18 protein-coding genes are annotated in these 18,427 nt (G+C 70.0%); 10 read left to right on the forward strand and 8 right to left on the reverse strand.

Features of this window, described 5'->3' with window-relative positions:
• The first annotated feature begins 81 nt into the window (after positions 1–81).
• From ACIP6U_RS45205 to ACIP6U_RS45225, 5 genes are all read left to right on the forward strand, one after another.
• A complete protein-coding gene (locus ACIP6U_RS45205) occupies positions 82–822 on the forward strand; it encodes a DNA methylase (RefSeq protein ID WP_401729018.1) in 741 nt (246 codons plus the stop codon).
• Positions 819–1,667: a bifunctional DNA primase/polymerase gene (locus ACIP6U_RS45210; protein WP_401729020.1), complete on the forward strand. Its 849-nt coding sequence runs from the start codon at positions 819–821 to the stop codon at positions 1,665–1,667. The genes ACIP6U_RS45205 and ACIP6U_RS45210 overlap by 4 nt, the downstream gene beginning before the upstream one ends.
• A gap of 1 nt (position 1,668) precedes the next feature.
• Positions 1,669–3,153 carry an ATP-binding protein gene (locus ACIP6U_RS45215; protein ID WP_401729021.1) on the forward strand — a complete coding sequence of 495 codons (1,485 nt, stop codon included), beginning with the start codon at positions 1,669–1,671 and terminating at the stop codon, positions 3,151–3,153.
• A gap of 443 nt (positions 3,154–3,596) precedes the next feature.
• Positions 3,597–3,839 (forward strand): helix-turn-helix domain-containing protein, encoded by a 243-nt coding sequence (locus tag ACIP6U_RS45220; protein ID WP_401729023.1) that lies wholly within the window; start codon positions 3,597–3,599, stop codon positions 3,837–3,839.
• Between the two features lie 83 nt (positions 3,840–3,922).
• Positions 3,923–5,164, forward strand: coding sequence for a tyrosine-type recombinase/integrase (locus ACIP6U_RS45225; protein ID WP_401729025.1), 1,242 nt, complete (start codon positions 3,923–3,925; stop codon positions 5,162–5,164).
• A gap of 92 nt (positions 5,165–5,256) precedes the next feature.
• Here ACIP6U_RS45225 and glnA read toward each other — a convergent pair whose 3' ends face one another.
• Positions 5,257–6,666, reverse strand: coding sequence for a type I glutamate--ammonia ligase (gene glnA / locus ACIP6U_RS45230; protein WP_401729026.1), 1,410 nt, complete (start codon positions 6,664–6,666; stop codon positions 5,257–5,259).
• A 197-nt stretch (positions 6,667–6,863) separates the two neighbouring features.
• Here glnA and ACIP6U_RS45235 point away from each other — a divergent pair, with 197 nt between their 5' ends.
• The 3 genes from ACIP6U_RS45235 to ACIP6U_RS45245 all read left to right on the forward strand — a co-directional run bounded on the left by ACIP6U_RS45235 (position 6,864) and on the right by ACIP6U_RS45245 (position 9,319).
• Positions 6,864–7,331 (forward strand): RDD family protein, encoded by a 468-nt coding sequence (locus ACIP6U_RS45235; RefSeq protein WP_401729028.1) that lies wholly within the window; start codon positions 6,864–6,866, stop codon positions 7,329–7,331.
• A gap of 169 nt (positions 7,332–7,500) precedes the next feature.
• Positions 7,501–8,670 carry an acyl-CoA dehydrogenase family protein gene (locus ACIP6U_RS45240; RefSeq protein WP_401729030.1) on the forward strand — a complete coding sequence of 390 codons (1,170 nt, stop codon included), beginning with the start codon at positions 7,501–7,503 and terminating at the stop codon, positions 8,668–8,670.
• Between the two features lie 142 nt (positions 8,671–8,812).
• Positions 8,813–9,319, forward strand: a complete 507-nt coding sequence (locus ACIP6U_RS45245) for a flavin reductase family protein (RefSeq protein WP_401729031.1) — start codon at positions 8,813–8,815, stop codon at positions 9,317–9,319.
• Positions 9,320–9,332: 13 nt separating this feature from the next.
• Here ACIP6U_RS45245 and ACIP6U_RS45250 read toward each other — a convergent pair whose 3' ends face one another.
• The 4 genes from ACIP6U_RS45250 to lipB all read right to left on the reverse strand — a co-directional run bounded on the left by ACIP6U_RS45250 (position 9,333) and on the right by lipB (position 12,436).
• A complete protein-coding gene (locus ACIP6U_RS45250) occupies positions 9,333–10,037 on the reverse strand; it encodes a DUF4191 domain-containing protein (RefSeq protein ID WP_401729032.1) in 705 nt (234 codons plus the stop codon).
• An 80-nt stretch (positions 10,038–10,117) separates the two neighbouring features.
• Positions 10,118–10,318 (reverse strand): hypothetical protein, encoded by a 201-nt coding sequence (locus ACIP6U_RS45255; RefSeq protein ID WP_401729033.1) that lies wholly within the window; start codon positions 10,316–10,318, stop codon positions 10,118–10,120.
• Between the two features lie 226 nt (positions 10,319–10,544).
• Complete coding sequence (gene lipA / locus ACIP6U_RS45260) at positions 10,545–11,534, reverse strand: lipoyl synthase (RefSeq protein WP_401729034.1); 990 nt, start codon at positions 11,532–11,534, stop codon at positions 10,545–10,547.
• Between the two features lie 104 nt (positions 11,535–11,638).
• Positions 11,639–12,436 carry a lipoyl(octanoyl) transferase LipB gene (lipB, locus tag ACIP6U_RS45265; RefSeq protein ID WP_401729035.1) on the reverse strand — a complete coding sequence of 266 codons (798 nt, stop codon included), beginning with the start codon at positions 12,434–12,436 and terminating at the stop codon, positions 11,639–11,641.
• 253 nt (positions 12,437–12,689) lie between these two features.
• On the opposite strand from lipB, the gene ACIP6U_RS45270 reads away from it, so the two are divergent.
• On the forward strand, positions 12,690–14,126 hold the full coding sequence (locus tag ACIP6U_RS45270; RefSeq protein ID WP_401729037.1) for a regulator: 1,437 nt from the start codon (positions 12,690–12,692) through the stop codon (positions 14,124–14,126).
• A 117-nt stretch (positions 14,127–14,243) separates the two neighbouring features.
• On the opposite strand, the gene ACIP6U_RS45275 is transcribed toward ACIP6U_RS45270, so the two are convergent.
• Together ACIP6U_RS45275 and ACIP6U_RS45280 are read right to left on the reverse strand one after the other, a co-directional pair.
• Positions 14,244–15,587: an NAD(P)/FAD-dependent oxidoreductase gene (locus ACIP6U_RS45275; protein WP_401729039.1), complete on the reverse strand. Its 1,344-nt coding sequence runs from the start codon at positions 15,585–15,587 to the stop codon at positions 14,244–14,246.
• Positions 15,588–15,770: 183 nt separating this feature from the next.
• On the reverse strand, positions 15,771–16,667 hold the full coding sequence (locus ACIP6U_RS45280; RefSeq protein WP_401729041.1) for a TIGR01777 family oxidoreductase: 897 nt from the start codon (positions 16,665–16,667) through the stop codon (positions 15,771–15,773).
• Between the two features lie 71 nt (positions 16,668–16,738).
• Here ACIP6U_RS45280 and ACIP6U_RS45285 point away from each other — a divergent pair, with 71 nt between their 5' ends.
• Positions 16,739–17,227, forward strand: a complete 489-nt coding sequence (locus tag ACIP6U_RS45285) for a GNAT family N-acetyltransferase (protein WP_401729043.1) — start codon at positions 16,739–16,741, stop codon at positions 17,225–17,227.
• Positions 17,228–17,239: 12 nt separating this feature from the next.
• Here ACIP6U_RS45285 and ACIP6U_RS45290 read toward each other — a convergent pair whose 3' ends face one another.
• A complete protein-coding gene (locus ACIP6U_RS45290) occupies positions 17,240–18,424 on the reverse strand; it encodes a MarP family serine protease (RefSeq protein WP_401729045.1) in 1,185 nt (394 codons plus the stop codon).
• Between the last annotated feature and the right edge of the window lie 3 nt (positions 18,425–18,427).

Here is an 18,427-nt window from a genome sequence, read left to right on the forward strand (position 1 = left end):
GGCGACCCCTCAACTCACGCCAATGAATCCGGGGTCGCCCTTGTCAGCCAGTCACCTACCAAGGAACTGGAGACATCCAGCATGACCCAACCCACCGACATCGGGCGACTGCTCGCTCTGCCCGAACCCTTCCGAGTGTTGGACGCCTACTCCTGCATCGGCGGCGGGGCCGAGGGATACCGCCGCGCGTTCGGCCCCCGTGTCCACGTCACCGGCGTCGACATCCAGGCCCAACCCGACTACCGGGGCGACGCGTTCCATCAGGGCGACGCGATCGAGTACATCCACGCCCACGGGCACGAGTACGACTTCATCCACGCCTCACCGCCCTGCCAGGGCGAGGGTGCCCCGACCAAGGGCACCAACAGGGCGCGCAACCGGGCGATCGGCCGCACCTATCCCCGGCTGATCGCCCCGACCCGGGCCGCTTTGGAGGCCACGGGCCGGCCGTACGTGATGGAGAACGTGGCCGGCTCCGAGGTCCGCAAAGACATCCGGCTGTGCGGCGAACAGTTCGGGCTCGGGGTGATCATGCACCGCTACTTCGAACTCGGAGGATGGACGGCCGTGCAACCGGCGCACCCCAAGCACCGTGGCTACGTGCGGGGTTGGCGTCACGGCGAGTACCGCGAGGGGCCGTATGTGGCCGCGTACGGCGAGGGCGGCGGCAAAGCCACCGTGGACGAGATCCGCACGGCCAAGGGCATCGACTGGTCCACCGATCACCTGCGCCTACGGGAGGCCCTGCCGCCCGCGTACACGGAGTGGATCGGACACGCCTTCCTCGCCACCCACGCCCCCAGGTTGGAAGTGGCCGCATGACCGCCGCCCTGCCCTTGTTGGACACCGCGTGCATGCTGGCCGCGCGCGGTGTGCCGCCGCTGCCGCTGCGGGCGGGGAAGGTGCCGTTCGGCAACTGCCGCGTCTGCGCGAAGAACGCGTGCGGTGGCAGGCCGAACATGAAGACCCCCGGCCCCTGCACCTGCCCCGGCGTCTGCCACGCGTGGGCCGCCGCCACCACCGACCCGAACGTCCTCAACTCCTCCCGGTGGGCCACCGCATGGCGGCAGGCGGCAGCGGTCGGATACCACCCCGGCGGCGCCGGGCTGACCGTGGTCGACCTCGACAACGCGGACGCCATCACGTGGGCGCGTGTGAGCCTGCCAGCCACGCGGACCGTGCCGACGACGCGGGGTGAGCACTGGATCTACCAGGGCACCATGCAGTCCGTGAACGCGGTCCGGCCCGGCGTGGACATCAAGTCCCTTATGGCGTACGCCCGTTGGCTCGGTCCCGGTACCGGCGTCACGGCCGCTCTCCCGGACGTGGTGCGCGCCCTGGCAGTAAAGGAGCCGTCCACCACCCGTAGGGCGCCAGAGACGCACCCAGCGCCCCTAACGGGGCAAAGCGGCCCATGCCCGCACCGAACCCCCGTCTATCTGGACCGTGGCATCGCCATGGCCGTGCAGCGCATCACCGGCGCCCGGGACGCGGTGCACGCCACGGTGTACCGGACGTTCCTCGCGGTGCTGTCCACACACGGGCGGTGCGGCTGCCTCACCGACGCGCACACCGCGCGGCTGTTCAACGCAGCGCAGGCCAAGGGCGAATCGCCCCGGCACTGCAACGACGCGTGGACCAACGCCCGCACCACGTTGGGACTGTGACATGTCCGAGGACGACGACAAAACCCCGGCCCGCAAGGTCATCGCCGACTACGCGCAATCCCACTTCCGCTACTTCCGCACCGCCGACGGAACCGTGTACGCGCAGAAGAACGACCACCCCGTGGCCCGCCCGATCCGCTCCCAGGGCACCACCGGAAGCCACCGCCAAGAACTCATGGTCGGCCTGTACCGGGACGGTTGCGGCACCTTCAACGGGTCGGCTCTCAAGGAGGCGTTGGACTTGATCGAAGCACTCGCCCTCTCCGAGGACGTGCAGCCGGTGCACATCCGGGTCGCTCCCGGGTTCGACGGGGCAACCTGGCTGGACCTGGGACGCGATGACGGACAGTCCGTCCGCATCCACCCGTCCGGCTGGGACATCCTCACCCCCGACCCGCGCGAGGTGTGCTGGCGACGTACTCAGCTCACCGGGGAACTCCCGCTGCCGGCAAAGGACACCGACGGCAAGGGCATCGACCTGTTGATGCGGCTGTGCAACTTCGCCAACGCGGAGACCGAATGCCTGGCCATCGCGTGGCTCATCGGCTGTCTCGGTCCGTCCGTGCCCGTCCCCGCGCCGTTCCTCACCGGGCCGCAGGGCGCCGGCAAGTCCACCGGGGGCCGGATGCTCGTGCGGATCATCGAGGGCATGAGCGGTGACCTGCGCCGGGCCCCGAAGGACGAGGAGAACCTGATCGCGGCCGTGGCGGCGGGATGGGTCACCGCGTTGGACAACCTCTCCCACATGACGCCGGACCTCTCCGACGCCATGTGCTGCATCGTCACCGGCGCGGAGAGCGTCAAGCGCGCGCTGTTCACCGACGGGGACGTCTTCCGCGTCGGCTACCGCCGGCCGCTGCTGCTGACCGGTATCGACGTCGGGGTCATCCGGCCCGACCTCGCCGAACGGCTCCTGCCGCTCCGCCTGGAGCGTCCCAGCATCCGGCGCACGGAAGCGGATCTGTGGATCGACTATGAGGAAGTCCTGCCCGTGGTCCTCGGCTCGCTCCTGGACCTCACGGTCAAGGTGCGCGCCGTGCAGGCGGAAACCCCTACCGACCTGCGGATGGCGGACTTCGCGCACCTGTGCGCGCAGCTCGATGCCGCCACCGGGCTCGGGGCCCTGGCCGCGTACCGGGCCAGTCTGGATGACCTGAACGACGACGTAATCGAGGGCGACCTGTTGGCGCAGACCGTCCTGCGGCACGCTGAAACGATCGAGCCGAGCACGGCGCAGCAGATGACGTCCACCGAGTGGCTGTCTTGCCTCAGTCGCCTCTACAGCGGCGACGACTGCCGTCCGCTGCCCAAGGGGTGGCCCACCACCGGGAAAGTCCTCTCCGACCGCCTCAAGCGCCTCCAACCCACCCTGGCGGCCCGAGGCGTCCTCATCGACTCCGGCCGCACCAAGGCCGGCCGCTACCTCGAAATGACCCGCACGGTCGCCCGGACCCTGCCACCGCACGAACAGACACCGGCCTTCTGACCCGTGGCCCGCGCGCTCACGCGAACAGCAAGAGGAGCACGCCGCCGGGTGCTCCTCTTGCTGTTCGGCGGAACGCCGCCCCAGGGTCGCGCCGCGCAGCGGCCCCTCATTCGCTCTGTGAGCCGCACCCAAGTACCACCGGCAGCCCCTTCTTTGTCCTAAGTAGGAAGACGCTGCGTCACCTGCGTCACCCGAGCCGGAAAACGGCCACTGACCTGCGTCGACAACGGTGACGCAGACAGTCGGCCCTGCGTCACCCGTGCGTCACCTGCGTCACCTGCGTCACCCGGTGACGCACGGGTGACGCAGCCCCGCTCCACCGCGTCACCAAAAACCGCAGGTCATAGCCTCAGATGACGCTGGTGACGCGGTGACGCAGAAATCCGAACTTCGGACAGACACGCCCCCCGAGCAAGATCTCTGCCCGCGCACGGAGGACCGTCATGAGCACTGCACGTGAACAGGCAGACCCGCGCGCCACGCTTCGCGCCGGGTTGCCAGACCGCTATCTCACCCCCGAAGACATCGCCGTGATCTTCAAGGTGCCCAAAGAGACCGTCTACCAGTGGCGCAAGAAGCGCACCGGTCCGCCTGGCTTTCGTATCGGCAAGTACGTGCGCTACGACCCCGCCGACGTCCGCGCCTACATCACTCAGCGCAAGACCCACGACCGCACCGGCGCCTGATACGGCCACATCCGATCAGCTCGGAACCCAAGGGCGGGCCACGTTGTGGCCCGCCCTTCTCATGTTCAGAAGGGACCTCCCGCGTGGCAGGCCACATCCAAGACCGTTGGTACAAAACCGAAACGACCGCTGGCGGTAAGGCTAGCCGTGTGAAGACCGACCGCCACGGGACCGGCATGCGTTACCGCGCCCGCTACGTGGGCCCCGACGGTACCGAGAAGTCGAAGAGCTTCCGCGATGGCCAGAAGCGCATTGCTGAGAAGTGGCTGTCCGGGATCGAGGCGGACATGACGCGAGGGCTGTACGTCGATCCATCAGAGGGCAAGGTGACTTTCAAAGGCTTTGCCACCCAATGGCTGGCCTCGCAGACCACAGACCCCTCAACCATCGTGAACATGGAGCTGCGGTTTCGACTGCACGCCTTTCCGTACATCGGCTCCCGAGCAATGAACACGTTTCAACCTGGCCACATCCGTACATGGGCACGAGCTCTCAAGGACTCGGGGATGGCGGCGTCATACCAGCGGACAGTGTTCGCGAACGTATCGGCCGTGTTCGGCGCTGCTGTAGACGACGGCATCATCGGTCGCAATCCTTGCCGCGCTGGCTCAGTAAAAGCCCCCAAGCTGGATGCTCGGAGGATCAAGCCATGGACGCGTGACCGCGTTTTTGCGGTGCGGGATGGGCTCCCCGTGCACTACGCAACCACGGTCGACGTCGGTGCCGGATGCGGTCTACGACAAGGTGAGATCTTCGGGCTTGCCGTGGATGAAGTCGACTTCGATGGGGGCGTGATTCATGTCGTGCGACAGGTCAAACTGATCGGCTCAGACATGGTCTTTGCCCCTCCGAAGGGCGGCAAGTTGCGTGATGTACCGATGGCCGACGTCGTGTCGTATGCGCTCGCCGCCCACATCACACGCCGTCCCCCTATCGACGTCACGTTGCCGTGGAAGACCCCCGACGGGCCTCTCGTCACCGCCAAGCTGCTTTTCTACTCGCGCGAGCGTAAGGCTCTGAACCGCAACTACTTCAACATGTACCTGTGGAAGCCGGCCTTGGTCTCTGCCGATGTCATCCCGGAGCGGTCGCCAGGCGAACACTTCCGACAGTCACGCGAGCACGGCATGCACGCCCTCCGGCACTACTACGCGTCTGTACTGCTGGACGCTGGGGAGAACATCAAGGCTCTGGCCGAGTACCTAGGGCACTCTGACCCAGGTTTCACCCTTCGGACCTACACGCACTTGCTGCCGAACAGCCAACAGCGGGCCCGGAATGCCATTGATCAGGTGTTCCAGGGTGGGCAACGAGACGCTGCGTAAAGCCGTCGGCCGGCTCTCCTGAAGGTGGAGAGCCGGCCGACGGCCCAGAGACGGCCCAGGGGAGCGGTTACCCGCTCTGACCTGGGGTGATGTCACACGTCGAAGTACAGCTCGAACTCGTGCGGGTGCGGACGCAGCTGGAGCGGCGCGATCTCGTTCGTGCGCTTGAAGTCGATCCACGTCTCGATCAGGTCGGACGTGAAGACGTCGCCCGCGAGCAGGAACTCGTGGTCGGCCTCCAGGCGGTCGAGGACGGCCGGCAGGGAGGTCGGGACCTGGGCGACGCCCGCGTGCTCCTCGGGGGCCAGCTCGTAGAGGTCCTTGTCGATCGGCTCGGCCGGCTCGATCTTGTTCTTGATGCCGTCCAGGCCGGCCATGAGGAGCGCGGAGAACGCCAGGTACGGGTTGCCGGAGGAGTCGGGCGCGCGGAACTCGACGCGCTTGGCCTTCGGGTTGGAGCCCGTGATCGGGATACGCATCGCGGCGGAGCGGTTGCGCTGCGAGTAGACCAGGTTGACCGGCGCCTCGAAGCCCGGCACCAGACGGTGGTAGGAGTTCACCGTCGGGTTGGTGAAGGCCAGCAGCGACGGGGCGTGCTTGAGGATGCCGCCGATGTAGTAGCGGGCGAGGTCCGACAGACCCGCGTAGCCGGCCTCGTCGTAGAAGAGCGGGGAGCCACCGGTCCACAGCGACGAGTGGACGTGCATGCCCGAGCCGTTGTCACCGAAGATCGGCTTCGGCATGAAGGTCGCGGTCTTGCCGTTGCGCCAGGCGACGTTCTTCACGATGTACTTGAAGAGCTGGAGGTCGTCGGCCGCGGCGAGCAGCGTGTTGAACTTGTAGTTGATCTCGGCCTGTCCCGCGGTGCCGACCTCGTGGTGCTGGCGCTCGACCTGGAGGCCGGCCCTGCCCAGCTCCAGGGAGATCTCGGCACGCAGGTCGGCGAAGTGGTCGACCGGCGGGACCGGGAAGTAACCGCCCTTGTAGCGGACCTTGTAACCGCGGTTGTCCTCCAGCGCACCGGTGTTCCAGGCGCCCGCCTCGGAGTCGATGTGGTAGAAGGACTCGTTCGCGGTGGTCGCGAAGCGCACGGAGTCGAAGACGTAGAACTCGGCCTCGGGACCGAAGTACGCGGTGTCCGCGATACCGGTCGAGGCCAGGTACGCCTCGGCCTTCTTCGCCACGTTGCGCGGGTCGCGGGAGTACTGCTCGCCCGTGATCGGGTCGTGGATGAAGAAGTTGATGTTCAGCGTCTTGTCGCGGCGGAACGCGTCCACGCGCGCCGTCGACAGGTCGGCGCGCAGCGCCATGTCGGACTCGTGGATGGCCTGGAAGCCGCGGATCGAGGATCCGTCGAAGGCCAGCTCCTCGTCCGGGTCGAACGACTCGACGGGCACCGTGAAGTGCTGCATGACACCCGGCAGGTCGCAGAAGCGGACGTCGATGAACTTGACGTCCTCGTCCGCGATGAACTTCTTGGCCTCGTCGGCGTTCTGGAACATCCAGCTCCTCCTACTCCCGACCGTCCCGCCGGGGTGGTAGTTCGTTCGTGCTGCCAGTGCGGTGGCACACGCTGTTTCCGACCCTAGGGACGCGTGATTTCTCGGGCGTGACCCATTTGTTTCACACAAGTTAACCGGACCTCGCCCGGTTGACCCCACCCGTCCGTATCCCGAAACGCGGGCAGTACCGTGGACGCGTGGACAACAGGGATGCAATCGGCTCGTGGCTCTCCGGCCCCCGCGCGGCCGCCGAGCAAGCCGGTGTCGACTTCGGATACCGGGGCGAGCAGCTCGGTCTGCCGGAGGAGGGACCCGGCTCGATCGCCCGCCCGGGCCGCCGGCTCGGGGCCCTCGTGGTCGACTGGGGCCTGAGCCTCTTGATCGCATACGGCCTCATCACGCACGGCTACGACCAGGCGACCGGAAACTGGGCCCTGCTCGTCTTCTTCGTGATGAGCGCCCTGACGGTCGGCACCGTCGGATTCTCCCCGGGCAAGCGCCTGTTCGGCCTGCGCGTGGCCGCCCTGGCCACCGGCCGCGTCAGCCCCGCCCGCGCCCTGCTGCGCACGGCCCTGCTCTGCGTCGCGATCCCTGCCCTGATCTGGGACCGCGACGGCCGCGGCCTGCACGACCGGCTGGCGGGCACGGTGGAGGTCCGCATCTAGAGCGACTGTCACGTCCGGAACGTGTACGACGAAGGGGCGCCCGGAGTGATCCGGGCGCCCCTTTGCCGCGCCGGGCGGGTGACTGAGCGCCACTCACGGCCCGGGGTCACCTCGGCCACGGGCCGGTCCCGGGACACTGACGCCGTTCCCGACGGAGGTGGTGGGCAGGATGCCAGCAGGCGACAAGTCGACGATCGTGGCCAGGGCGCCGAGGGTCGCCGAGATCGCGGCCCGGTGCGCGCAGGAGGCGGAGACCGCCAGGCGGCTCTCGCCGCAGGTGGTCCAGGCGGTACGGGACGCGGGGTTCGCCCGGCACTTCGTACCGTCGGCCCATGGCGGCGAAGCCGGTGGTTTCACCGAACTGACCGCCGCGGTCGGCCTGGTGGGGGAGGGCTGCACCTCGGCGGCCTGGGCGGCCTCGCTCGCCGCCTACGCCGGGCGGTACGCGGCGTTCCTGCCCGCGGAGGGACAGGCGGAGATCTGGGCGGACGGACCGGACGTGCTGCTGGCCGGCGCGCTCATGCCGTCCGGCAAGGCGGAGCCCGTGGCCGGTGGCTGGCGGCTGAGCGGTGAGTGGAAGTACATCAGCGGGGTGCACTTCGCCGACTGGGCGCTGGCCTGCGCGGCCGTACCCGCCGAGGGCCCGGTGGATCCCGACGCGCGCCCGGAGGTGCGGTTCTTCGCGGTGCCGCGGGCCGACTTCACCATCGAGGACAGCTGGTTCACCGTCGGGATGCGCGGAACGGGGAGCGACACCCTTCTCCTCTCCGACGTCTTCGTGCCCGAGCACCGGACCCTGCCGCGGTCGGCCGTGCACGCGGGCCGGGCGCCCGCCTCGGACGCGCGCTGCCACCTCGTCCCGATGCACGCCGTGAACGCCCTGCCGTTCGCCGCCCCGCTGGTCGGCGCCGCCCGGGGCGCGCTGCGGGCCTGGATCGCGCGGACCGGGTCGCGCGTCGACCGCCGGGGCCAGGCCGTCGGCGAGAAGCCCTCGACGCAGGTCTCCCTGGCCCGCTCGGCGGCCGAGATCGACGCCGCCGAACTGCTGATCCTGCGCACGGCGGCGGTCGCCGACGGCACGGAGTGCCCTCCGGACGGGGAGGCGGCGGTCCGGGGCGCCCGGGACCTGGCCCTCGCGGTGGAACTGCTGGTCTCGGCCGTCGACCGGGTCTTCCGCGCCGGCGGCACCTCGGGGCAGTCCTCGTCCGACCCCGTCCAGCGCTTCTGGCGCGACGTGAACAGCGCCGCCTCGCACGTGGCCCTCTCCTTCGAGACCACGGGCGCGGCCTACGGCGCCTGGGCCCTGTCCGGCGGGGAACGGGCGGAAGCCGTGCACTGAGCGGTCCCGGTTGCCGGTCCGGGACGGTGCCCGCATAGTCGATCTGAACCTGGGTGACGATCTCGATCACCGTCGGTGAGCCTTTTCCGAGGCCGCCGAACCCGCGACGGCCTCCCGGAGGCCCAACAGGTGGTGCACCGTCATGACGGAGCGTCAGGAAGTACTGGAAGCCGAAGCCGCGGTGGCGCCCGAGGATTTCCGGGCGGCGATGGCCCGCTTCCCCTCGGGTGTCGTGGTCGTGACCACCTGCTGCGAGGACGGAACCCCGCGCGGCTTCACGGCCAGCTCCTTCTGCTCGGTCTCGCTGGAGCCGCCGATGGTCCTGGTGTGCCTGGCGAACTCGGCGGACTCGGCACCCTCCTTCGAGCGCTGCGACCGCTTCGCCGTGAGCGTCCTGGCCCCGGCCCACCGCCCGCTCGCCCTGCGCTTCGCCACCAAGGGCACCGACAAGTTCGCGTCCGGCGGCCTGGGCCTCAGCCCGGCCGGTCTGCCGACGGTCGACCGGGCCCTGTCCGAACTGGACTGCACCGCACACGCACGACACCCGGCCGGGGACCATACGGTCCTGATCGGCCGGGTGACGGGTGTGCGCCTGGGGGAGGGATCCCCGATGGTGTACTACGACCGGGCGTTCAGGACGTTGGCCTGACGCTCGGCGACGTTCAGCGGGCCTTCCCGCCGCCCTTCGGCAGCTTCATGCCCTTGGGCATCGGCCCCTTCGGCAGCGGCATGTTGCTCATCAGGTCGCCCATCGCGCGCAGCCGGTCGTTGGTCGCGGTGACCTGCGGCCCGGTCAGTACGCGCGGCAGCTTCAGCATCGCCGTGCGCAGCTTCTTCAGCTCGACCCGGCCCTCGCCCGTGCCCACGATCAGATCGTGCACCGGTACGTCCGCGACGACGCGGTTCATCTTCCGCTTCTCGGCGGCCAGCAGGCTCTTGACCCGGTTCGGGTTGCCCTCGGCGACCAGGACGATGCCGGCCTTGCCGACGGCCCGGTGCACCACGTCCTGGCTGCGGTTCATCGCCACCGCGGGGGTCGTCGTCCAGCCCCGGCCGATGTTGTCGAGCACCGCCGCGGCAGCTCCCGGCTGGCCCTCCATCTGCCCGAACGCGGCCCGCTCGGCCCGGCGCCCGAAGATGATCGCCGTCCCGAGGAAGGCGAGCAACAGGCCCAGGATTCCGAGATAGATGGGGTGACCGATCAAGAAGCCGATCGCGAGGAAAACACCGAAGATGCCGATGCCGACAGCCGCGAGTACAAGACCGATCTTCTTGTCGGCCTTGCGGGTCATCTTGTACGTCAGAGCGATCTGCTTCAGTCGCCCGGGGTTAGCAGCGGTGTCCGCTGCTGTGTCCTTCCTCGCCATGCCGTGAAGTCTACGTGGCCCCGGGAGCGCCGACGACGGCAGTGCCCGACGGGAGGGTGCGAGGAAGCGGAGCGCGAGCTTCAGAGACGGGCGGAGGTGACCTCTTCGAGGACCCGCTGGGCCTCGACACGGTCCTTGGCGCGGCGACGGTCCTCCAGGACGGAGGTCCACGCGTTGCGCCGGGCGGTGCGCTGGCCGCTGCTCAGGAGCAGCGACTCGACCGCACGCAGTGCGTCGGTGAAGGACGGAATGGGTGTGGCGCGGACGGGCGCGGCCTGCATGGTGGAGGTCCCCCCTCGGAACGGCTCTGATCTTGGGTGTACGTGCTGTGATACCAGGGTCACTGTTTGGTGTTACCAGGGCGTGACCGACCGGTCAAACGCCAATGAAGCCTTGATGCGCGGGCCTGAAACGTTGACGCGGCCCTGACGGGTCCCTCAACTGCGAGGACGCGTCAGAGCCGCGGTCATACGGGAGTTACTGTTCAGTAGCCTCTTGTGCCTGAATTCACACAGCCTGTGAGGCGATGTACGCGCCTCCCCGCTGCGGAGCAGCTGAATGACGCTGCTCGACGGCCATCTGGTAGAGCCGGCCGGCGCGGTACGAGGAACGCACCAGCGGACCCGACATCACACCGGAGAAACCGATCTGCTCGGCCTCCTCCTTCAGCTCCACGAACTCGTGCGGCTTGACCCAGCGCTCGACCGGGTGGTGGCGCACGGACGGGCGCAGGTACTGCGTGATGGTGACCAGCTCGCAGCCGGCCTCGTGCAGCTGCCGGAGCGCGTCGCTGACCTCCTCGCGGGTCTCGCCCATGCCGAGGATCAGGTTCGACTTGGTGACCAGGCCGTAGTCGCGGGCGGCCGTGATGACCTTCAGCGAACGCTCGTAACGGAAGCCCGGGCGGATCCGCTTGAAGATCCGCGGGACCGTCTCGACGTTGTGCGCGAAGACCTCGGGGCGCGAGGAGAAGACCTCGGCCAGCTGCTCCGGAACGGCGTTGAAGTCGGGGGCCAGCAGCTCGACCTTGGTGCGGCCCGCCGCGCGCTCGGCGGTCTGCTGGTGGATCTGACGGACCGTCTCCGCGTACAGCCAGGCGCCGCCGTCCTCCAGATCGTCGCGGGCGACGCCGGTGATGGTGGCGTAGTTCAGGTCCATGGTGACCACGGACTCGCCCACGCGGCGCGGCTCGTCACGGTCCAGGGCCTCGGGCTTGCCCGTGTCGATCTGGCAGAAGTCGCAGCGCCGGGTGCACTGGTCGCCACCGATGAGGAAGGTCGCCTCGCGGTCCTCCCAGCACTCGTAGATGTTCGGGCAGCCGGCTTCCTGGCAGACCGTGTGCAGACCCTCGCTCTTCACGAGGTTCTGCATCTTCGTGTACTCGGGGCCCATTTTCGCCCGGGTCTTGATCCACTCGGGCTTGCGCTCGATGGGGGTCTGGGCGTTCCGGACCTCCAGGCGCAGCATCTTGCGTCCGTCTGGGGTGACTGCGGACACATCGGCTCCCTGTAGCTTCGATTCTTCGGCGTACACCAGGGTACGCCCGTGCTTTCCGCCCCCGCGTTGAGGCCAACCTCAGGCCGAAGGGGCGCATTCCCGGGTCAGGCGGACGCCTTCTCGATCTTCCGCGGCTTCAGCTCCGCGTTCTCCAGTACGTCCTTGAGATGCCGCTCCACCACGGGCAGCACCTCGGCGATCGTGACGTCCCGGCCCAGCTCGGCCGCCAGTGACGCGACCCCCGCGTCCCGGATACCGCACGGGATGATGCGGTCGAACCACTTGTTGTCCGGGTTCACGTTCAGCGCGAAGCCGTGCATCGTGACGCCCTTGGCCACACGGATGCCGATCGCCGCGATCTTGCGGTCCTCGCGCCGCTGGCCGGCGTTGGAGGGCGCGTACTCGGGACCGTTGAGACGCGGGTCGAACTCGTCGTCCGTCAGCCGCGGGTCGAAGTCCAGCGAGAGCCCGCCGAGCGCCGGCCGCTGCTCGACCGGGTCGCCGAGCACCCACACCCCGCTGCGCCCCTCGACCCGGGTGGTCGTCAGGCCGAACTCCGCGCAGGTGCGGATCAGCGCCTCCTCCAGGCGTCGTACATGCGCGACGACGTCCACCGGGCGCGGGAGCCGCTGGATCGGGTAGCCCACCAGCTGGCCCGGGCCGTGCCAGGTGATCTTGCCGCCGCGGTCCACGTCGATCACGGGGGTGCCGTCCAAGGGGCGCTCGCTGTCCGCCGTGCGCCGGCCCGCCGTGTACACCGGGGGGTGTTCGAGGAGCAGCACGGTGTCGGGGATCTCGTCGGCGAAGCGCGCCGCGTGCACCCGGCGTTGCTCGTCCCAGGCCTCCTGGTACTCGACGGCCTCGGTACCGAACCCCATGCGGACGAACCGCAGCTCACTCACGGCAAGCGCCTCCCTGGAAGTCGTAAGGCACGAAACGTGCCTACGCCACTGTACGACCGACCGTCTCGCGTCAGCCCTGCGGCCAATCCTCACACGATCGGATGAACGAACGTCGAAATGTGCGATCGCCTGCTCACTCTCCGCTACATTCGCGCCGTTCACAAAGGCCATAAGGGCTGCTCACAGGCAATCCGGGCACAGCAGGGCCGGTAGCGGCCCCTGGAGGCCCGAAAGGCAGGAGACCGCACCGCAGATGACGGAACGACCCGCGCAGCGCACTCCCAACCGACAGCTCGCCGCGCTCATCGCAGAAGCGGGGTTCTCCAACGCGGGGCTCGCCCGTCGCGTGGACCAACTCGGTCTCGAACACGGGCTTGATCTGAGATACGACAAGACATCGGTCACCCGGTGGCTGCGCGGCCAGCAGCCCCGGGGCACCACCCCCGCCCTCATCGCCGAGGTCTTCACCCGCCGCCTGGGCCGCCGGCTCTCCGCCCAGGACCTCGGCCTCGACGCGTGCGCGCCGGTGTACGCCGGTCTTGAGTTCGCCGCGAGCCCCGAGGAGGCCGTCGACATCGTGGGCGGGCTGTGGCGCAAGGACTCCGGCAGCCACGCCGAGCTCCGCAAGATCGCGTTCACCCCGGCCGGGCTCGTCGTGCCCAGCCGGGACTGGCTGATCGGCCGGGCCGACGACAAGGTGGCCCGCGGCGAGCAGCCCGCCCGGGTCCCCTCCCAGGGCCGCCAGGTCGTCCCCCGCCAGCGCGTCCAGGGCGAGCGCGGCCCCGGCCAGAAGGTCACCCCCGGCGACATCGCGGCCCTCCGCTCGGTCGGCGAGCTCTTCCGCACCCTCGACAACATGTACGGCGGCGGCCACGCCCGCCAGGCCCTCGTGCGGTACCTGGAGCACGAGTGCGAGCCGATGCTGCGCGGCACCTACGGCGAGCAGACCGGCCGGCGCCTGTTCGCCGCCGCGGCCGACCTGACCCGGTTGGCCGGGTGGACCTCGTACGACATCGCGGCGCACGGTCTCGCCCAGCGGTACTTCGTGCAGTCGCTGCGACTTTCTCAGGCTGCGGGGGATCGGGCGTACGGGTCGTACGTGCTGGTCACCATGAGCCGGCAGGCCGTCTATCTCGGGCACGGGCGGGAGGCCGTGCAGCTCGCGCGCGTGGCACAGCAGGGGGTGGGCACCAACGCGCCGCCCGTGGTGCAGGCGTTGCTGCATGCCGTCGAGGCGCGGGGGCACGGAGTGTTGGGCGAGGTGCGGAGTTGTACCGCCTCTCTGGTGCGGGCCGAGCGGGCGCTCGAAGCGGCTCGGGCGGGGGACGAAGTGCCGTACTGGGCGCGGTTCTTCGACGAGGCGCAGCTTGCGGACGAGTTCGGGCACGCGCATCGGGATCTTCAGCAGTTTCGGGCGGCCGCGCAGCACGCGGAGCGGTCTTTGCAGTTGAGGGCGCCTGCGTTTGCTCGTAGTCGGCTGTTCTGTCGGGTGGTGCTTGCCTCTGCTCGGCTTGGGCTCGGGGAGCTTGATCAGGCTTGTCAGTTGGGGGCGGAGGCGGCGGGGGCCGCTGCGGAGATGCGGTCTGTGAGAGCCATCGAGTATGTGCGGGACTTTGAGCGGCGGTTGGAGCCGTACAAAGATGCGGCGCCTGTGCGGGGGTATCGCGACAAGGTCGCGGCGTTGAGCTAGGGGGATTCGCCGTAGTTTCGGCCGTTGCGTGGTCTGCGCGCCACCGTGGGGGCTGGTCGCGCCCACGCGGCGGAGCCGCAAATCGACACAGCCCCGCGCCCTAAAGGCGAAAAGCCTTTACGCCGCCCGCGTTGTCGGCATCGGGTCGGCCCTGTGCATCGAGCCCGCCGCTCCCAAGTCCCTCAGAATTGCCGCCGTTGCCCGGTGGGCCGAATGCAGGGCTCCCTGGACCGTGCTCGTGTCCCGGTGGTCGCCGCAGACGTAGAGGCCGGCCAGGAGGCGGACCGGGCGGTGGAGGTCGTGGGGTGGGCGCATGGTGGGGACCGCCTCGGGGGTGTGGTGGACGGCGAGGGTTTCCCAGCGGGCGGTGGAGGTGCCGTAGAGGCGGGCGAGGTGGATGCGGACCGCGGTGTCGACGGACTGGGGCGGTTCGCCCAGGACCGTGGAGGAGACGAGTACGCGGCCCTCGGGGGCGCGGGACGGGTCGACCGCGCTGACCACCGCCGTGTGGGCCACCGGGCCGCCGCGGTCGGCGTCCAGGAGCAGGGCCGCGCCCGTCCGCGGGGGCTCGTCCGTCGCGTGGTGGACCACCGTCACCGGGTGGAAGGCCGGTACGCGCAGGCCGGGCAGGAGATCGGCGGCGGCTCGGGCGTCGGTGGCGAGGAGGACGGCCCGGCAGTGGATCTCGCCGTGTTCTGCGGTCGTCACCGTGTTCGTGGCGATCGAGGTGACCCGGACGCCGGTGTGCACGGTGCCCGGCGGGAGCGTGCGCGCGAGCAGTTCGGGCAGTGCTTCGGCGCCACCCTCCGGCAGGCACAGGCGGCCGGCCGCGAAGGAACGCAGGGCGAGGTCCGCGCAGCGGCTGGACGTCGTCAGCTCCGGGTCGCAGAGCAGGGCGGCCAGCAGCGGGCGCAGGAAGCCGTCGACGGTACGGGCGGCCGCGCCTCGTGCCGCGAGGGCCTGGGCGGCGGGCGACTCCGGGCGGGCGAGGAGCCGTTGGACGGGGGTGCCGGCCAGTCGTGCGAGGGACGCGGCCAGTCGGGCCTGGTCGATGGCGGTGCCCAGGGGGGAGCCCGACCGGGGCGTGCTCTTGGCGGGGGCGCTCGCCAGGGCGCGTACGGCGTGGAGTGCGCCCCTTGCGCCCCCCGCGCTCATCTGGGCGCCCGCGTGGTGCCGGCGTCCGTCGCTGTGCAGCAGGACGCCCGGCGCGAAGGGACGCAGCGCGAGCGCGTCCAGGCCCGGGGTCCGGCGCAGTTCGGGGTAGGCCGTGGAGAGCAGCTGGCCGATGCGGTCGAGCCGGAACCCGTCGACCTTCTCGGTGGACATCCGACCGCCCACGTAAGGAGCGGCCTCCAGGACGGCGGTCGTTACTCCAGCCCTGCTCAGCCGATGTGCCGCCGACAGACCGGCGACCCCGGCTCCCACGATGACGACGTCCGCCTGGTACACGGGATCAAGCACGTGCCCCTCCTCGCGGTTGCGCGGCCGGTGGAGACGTCATGCCCCCAACAAGCCCCAGAAATACCCGAGTTCGGGTCGAGGGTAGGGCTGAGATCGGTCAAGGGAAGTCGCGCAGAGACAGGGCACGGTCGCACGGCGGTCGCATGACGGCCGCGTGGCGGTCGCATACGGTCGTGCGGGGATTCAGAGGGCCGCCCGGATGGCCCCCTCGATGTCCGGGAACGCGAAGGTGAACCCCGACTCCAGCAGTCGCTTGGGCACCACCCGCGCACTGCCCAGGATGTCCCCGGACATCTCGCCGAGCGCGGCCTTCAGCACCGGCGCCGGCACCGCGAACAGCGTCGGCCGGTGCATCACCCGCCCCATCGCGGCGGTGATCTCACGGTTCGTCAGCGGATTCGGGGCGGTCAGGTTGAACGGCCCCTCAAGACCGTCGGTCTCGATCAGATGCCGGATCGCGGCCACCTCGTCGTGCAGCGCGATGTACGACCAGTACTGCCGCCCGTCGCCCAGCCGCCCGCCGAGCCCCGCCTTGAACAGCGGGAACAGCTTCCCCCAGGCGCCGCCGTGCTTGCCCACCACCAGTCCCGTGCGCACGAACGCGGTCCGTACGCCCGCCTCCCGCGCGGCGGCCGTCGCGCCCTCCCACTCCACGCACAGCTCCGGCAGGAAACCGGTCCCGGGCGGCGCGCTCTCGTCGACGACCCGGTCACCGGTCTCGCCGTAGTAGCCGAGCGCGCTGCCGTTCACGAACACCCGCGGCTTCACGTCCATCGAGGCGACCGCCTCGGCCAGCGCCGAGGTGCCGAGCAACCTGCTGTCGCGGATCTTCTTCTTGTACGCGTCCGTCCAGCGCCGGTCGCCCACACCCGCGCCCGCCAGGTTGACCACGGCGTCGACCCGGCCGAGCGCCGCGGTGTCCACGTACCGCCCGTCCGGGTCCCAGCAGACCTCGTCCGCGCCGCGGGCCGCCCGGCGCACCAGACGCACCACCTCGTGCCCGTCGGCCCGCAGGGACGTGACCAGGGCGCTGCCGATGAGACCGGACGCGCCGGCCACCAAGATTCTTGAACTTTCCATGATTCCCATTCTGCCCGGTGCGTACATAAGGTCCCGGTCTGGAACCGGTGCCCCACCGTAGGGTGGCCGTCATGCCCGTTCCGCACATACGCCGCGCCACCCTCGACGACGAGGAGGCACTGGGCCGCCTCGACCGAGCCACCTGGTCCCCTCTGCACTCCGTCCAGCCGCGCCCCCAACCGCCCTACGAGCCCTTCTACAACGAGCGGTTCGGCCCGCGCGACCATCTGGTCGCCGAACTCGACGGCACGGTCGTCGGCTACATACGGCTCGGATACCCGACCCCGCTGGTCTGCAACGCCCATGTCCGTCAGATCCAGGGTCTCGCCGTCGCCGAGGAGGCGCGCGGCGCGGGCGTCGGACGGGCGCTGCTGCGGGCCGTACGCGACGAGGCCCGCCGCCAGGGCGCACGCCGGCTGACCCTGCGGGTGCTCGGGCACAACACGCCCGCCCGCCGGCTCTACGAGGCCGAGGGCTTCGTGGTGGAGGGGATCCTGCCCGGGGAGTTCCTGCTGGCGGGGGAGTACGTGGACGACGTACTCATGGGCTGCTCGCTCTGAGGGACCGGCGCGCTACGAGGTGACCAGGTCGCCCGTGTCCACCGGTGCCGTCGCGTTGGCGGCGCGCTGGGCGTCCGAGGCGACCTCGTCCGCCGTCAGGACGTAGCCCGTCTCGTCGTCGGAGGTGGAGCGGGCGAAGACGACGCCGAAGACCTGGCCGTCGGTGGTGAGCAGCGGGCCGCCGGAGTTGCCGGGGCGGACGGTGGAGCGGATCGAGTAGATCTCGCGGGTCACCGTGCCGTCGTTGTAGATGTTCTGGCCGGTCGCGTGCACCCGGTTCGCGACCGTCGCCGCCTGAAGGTTCAGATCGCCGTCCTGCGGATAGCCCGCGACGACCGCCGAGTCCCCGCGCGCGGCACTGTCGTCGAAACGCAGCACCGGGGCGCTCAGCTCCGGCACATAGAGCACCGCCACGTCCTTCTGCGGGTCGAAGAGCACCACCCGGGCGTCGTACGACCGCCCCACCCCGCCGATCCGCACGGTCGGGTCGTCGATGCCGGCCACCACGTGCGCGTTGGTCATCACGTGCTCGTCCGAGAACACGAAACCGCTGCCCTCGCGGCCCTGGTCGCCGGAGACGCCCTCGATCTTCACCGTGCTGCGCTTGGCCGCGTTCGTGGCGCTCGCCGTGACGCTGTCGCCGGTGGGCTTGGCGACCTCGGCCGTCGACTCGTTCTCGAACGGGTTGAAGACCTGGGGGAAACCCGCCTCGGTGAGCGCGGAGGTGGCCCGGGAGAACCAGCCCGGGGTGGTGTCCGGCATGGCGTCCTGCACCGTGCCCAGCACCCGGGAGTCCCGGATCGCCGTCGTCAGCAGGGACGAGGAGGACGCGCCCAGGACGCTCGCGGCCACCCAGGCCACGATCAGCACCGCCACCGAGTTGGCCACCGCCCCGCCGACCCCGTCCGCGATCCGGAGCGGCCCCTGGTCCAGTTCCTTGCGCAGCAGCAGCGCGAGCCGCCCCGCCAGCTCGTGCCCCACCACGGCCGGGACCAGCACGGTCAGCACCGCCGTCACCGTCGCCGCCGTGGTCCCCGGGTCCGCGAGATCCATCATCCAGGGCAGCACCCACACGCCGATGACCGCGCCGCCCACGAACCCGGCGAACGAGACACAGCCGGCCACGAGGCCACGCCGGTAGCCGGAGGCCGCGTAGGCCACCACGACCAGCAACAGCACGATGTCGAGCAGGTCCACGGA

Origin of the sequence: Streptomyces sp. NPDC088794 (assembly GCF_044750545.1) — a bacterium.
GTDB lineage: Bacteria > Actinomycetota > Actinomycetes > Streptomycetales > Streptomycetaceae > Streptomyces.

Bases quoted from the DNA above. Each gene is read 5' to 3' on its own strand.
- ACIP6U_RS45250 (WP_401729032.1), bottom strand. From the start codon at position 10,037: ATGGCGAGGAAGGACACAGCAGCGGACACCGCTGCTAACCCCGGGCGA.
- glnA (WP_401729026.1), bottom strand. From the start codon at position 6,666: ATGTTCCAGAACGCCGACGAGGCCAAGAAGTTCATCGCGGACGAGGAC.
- ACIP6U_RS45205 (WP_401729018.1), top strand. From the start codon at position 82: ATGACCCAACCCACCGACATCGGGCGACTGCTCGCTCTGCCCGAACCC.
- ACIP6U_RS45215 (WP_401729021.1), top strand. From the start codon at position 1,669: ATGTCCGAGGACGACGACAAAACCCCGGCCCGCAAGGTCATCGCCGAC.
- ACIP6U_RS45240 (WP_401729030.1), top strand. From the start codon at position 7,501: ATGCCAGCAGGCGACAAGTCGACGATCGTGGCCAGGGCGCCGAGGGTC.
- ACIP6U_RS45255 (WP_401729033.1), bottom strand. From the start codon at position 10,318: ATGCAGGCCGCGCCCGTCCGCGCCACACCCATTCCGTCCTTCACCGAC.
- ACIP6U_RS45245 (WP_401729031.1), top strand. From the start codon at position 8,813: ATGACGGAGCGTCAGGAAGTACTGGAAGCCGAAGCCGCGGTGGCGCCC.
- ACIP6U_RS45270 (WP_401729037.1), top strand. From the start codon at position 12,690: ATGACGGAACGACCCGCGCAGCGCACTCCCAACCGACAGCTCGCCGCG.
- ACIP6U_RS45220 (WP_401729023.1), top strand. From the start codon at position 3,597: ATGAGCACTGCACGTGAACAGGCAGACCCGCGCGCCACGCTTCGCGCC.
- ACIP6U_RS45210 (WP_401729020.1), top strand. From the start codon at position 819: ATGACCGCCGCCCTGCCCTTGTTGGACACCGCGTGCATGCTGGCCGCG.
- ACIP6U_RS45280 (WP_401729041.1), bottom strand. From the start codon at position 16,667: ATGGAAAGTTCAAGAATCTTGGTGGCCGGCGCGTCCGGTCTCATCGGC.
- ACIP6U_RS45285 (WP_401729043.1), top strand. From the start codon at position 16,739: ATGCCCGTTCCGCACATACGCCGCGCCACCCTCGACGACGAGGAGGCA.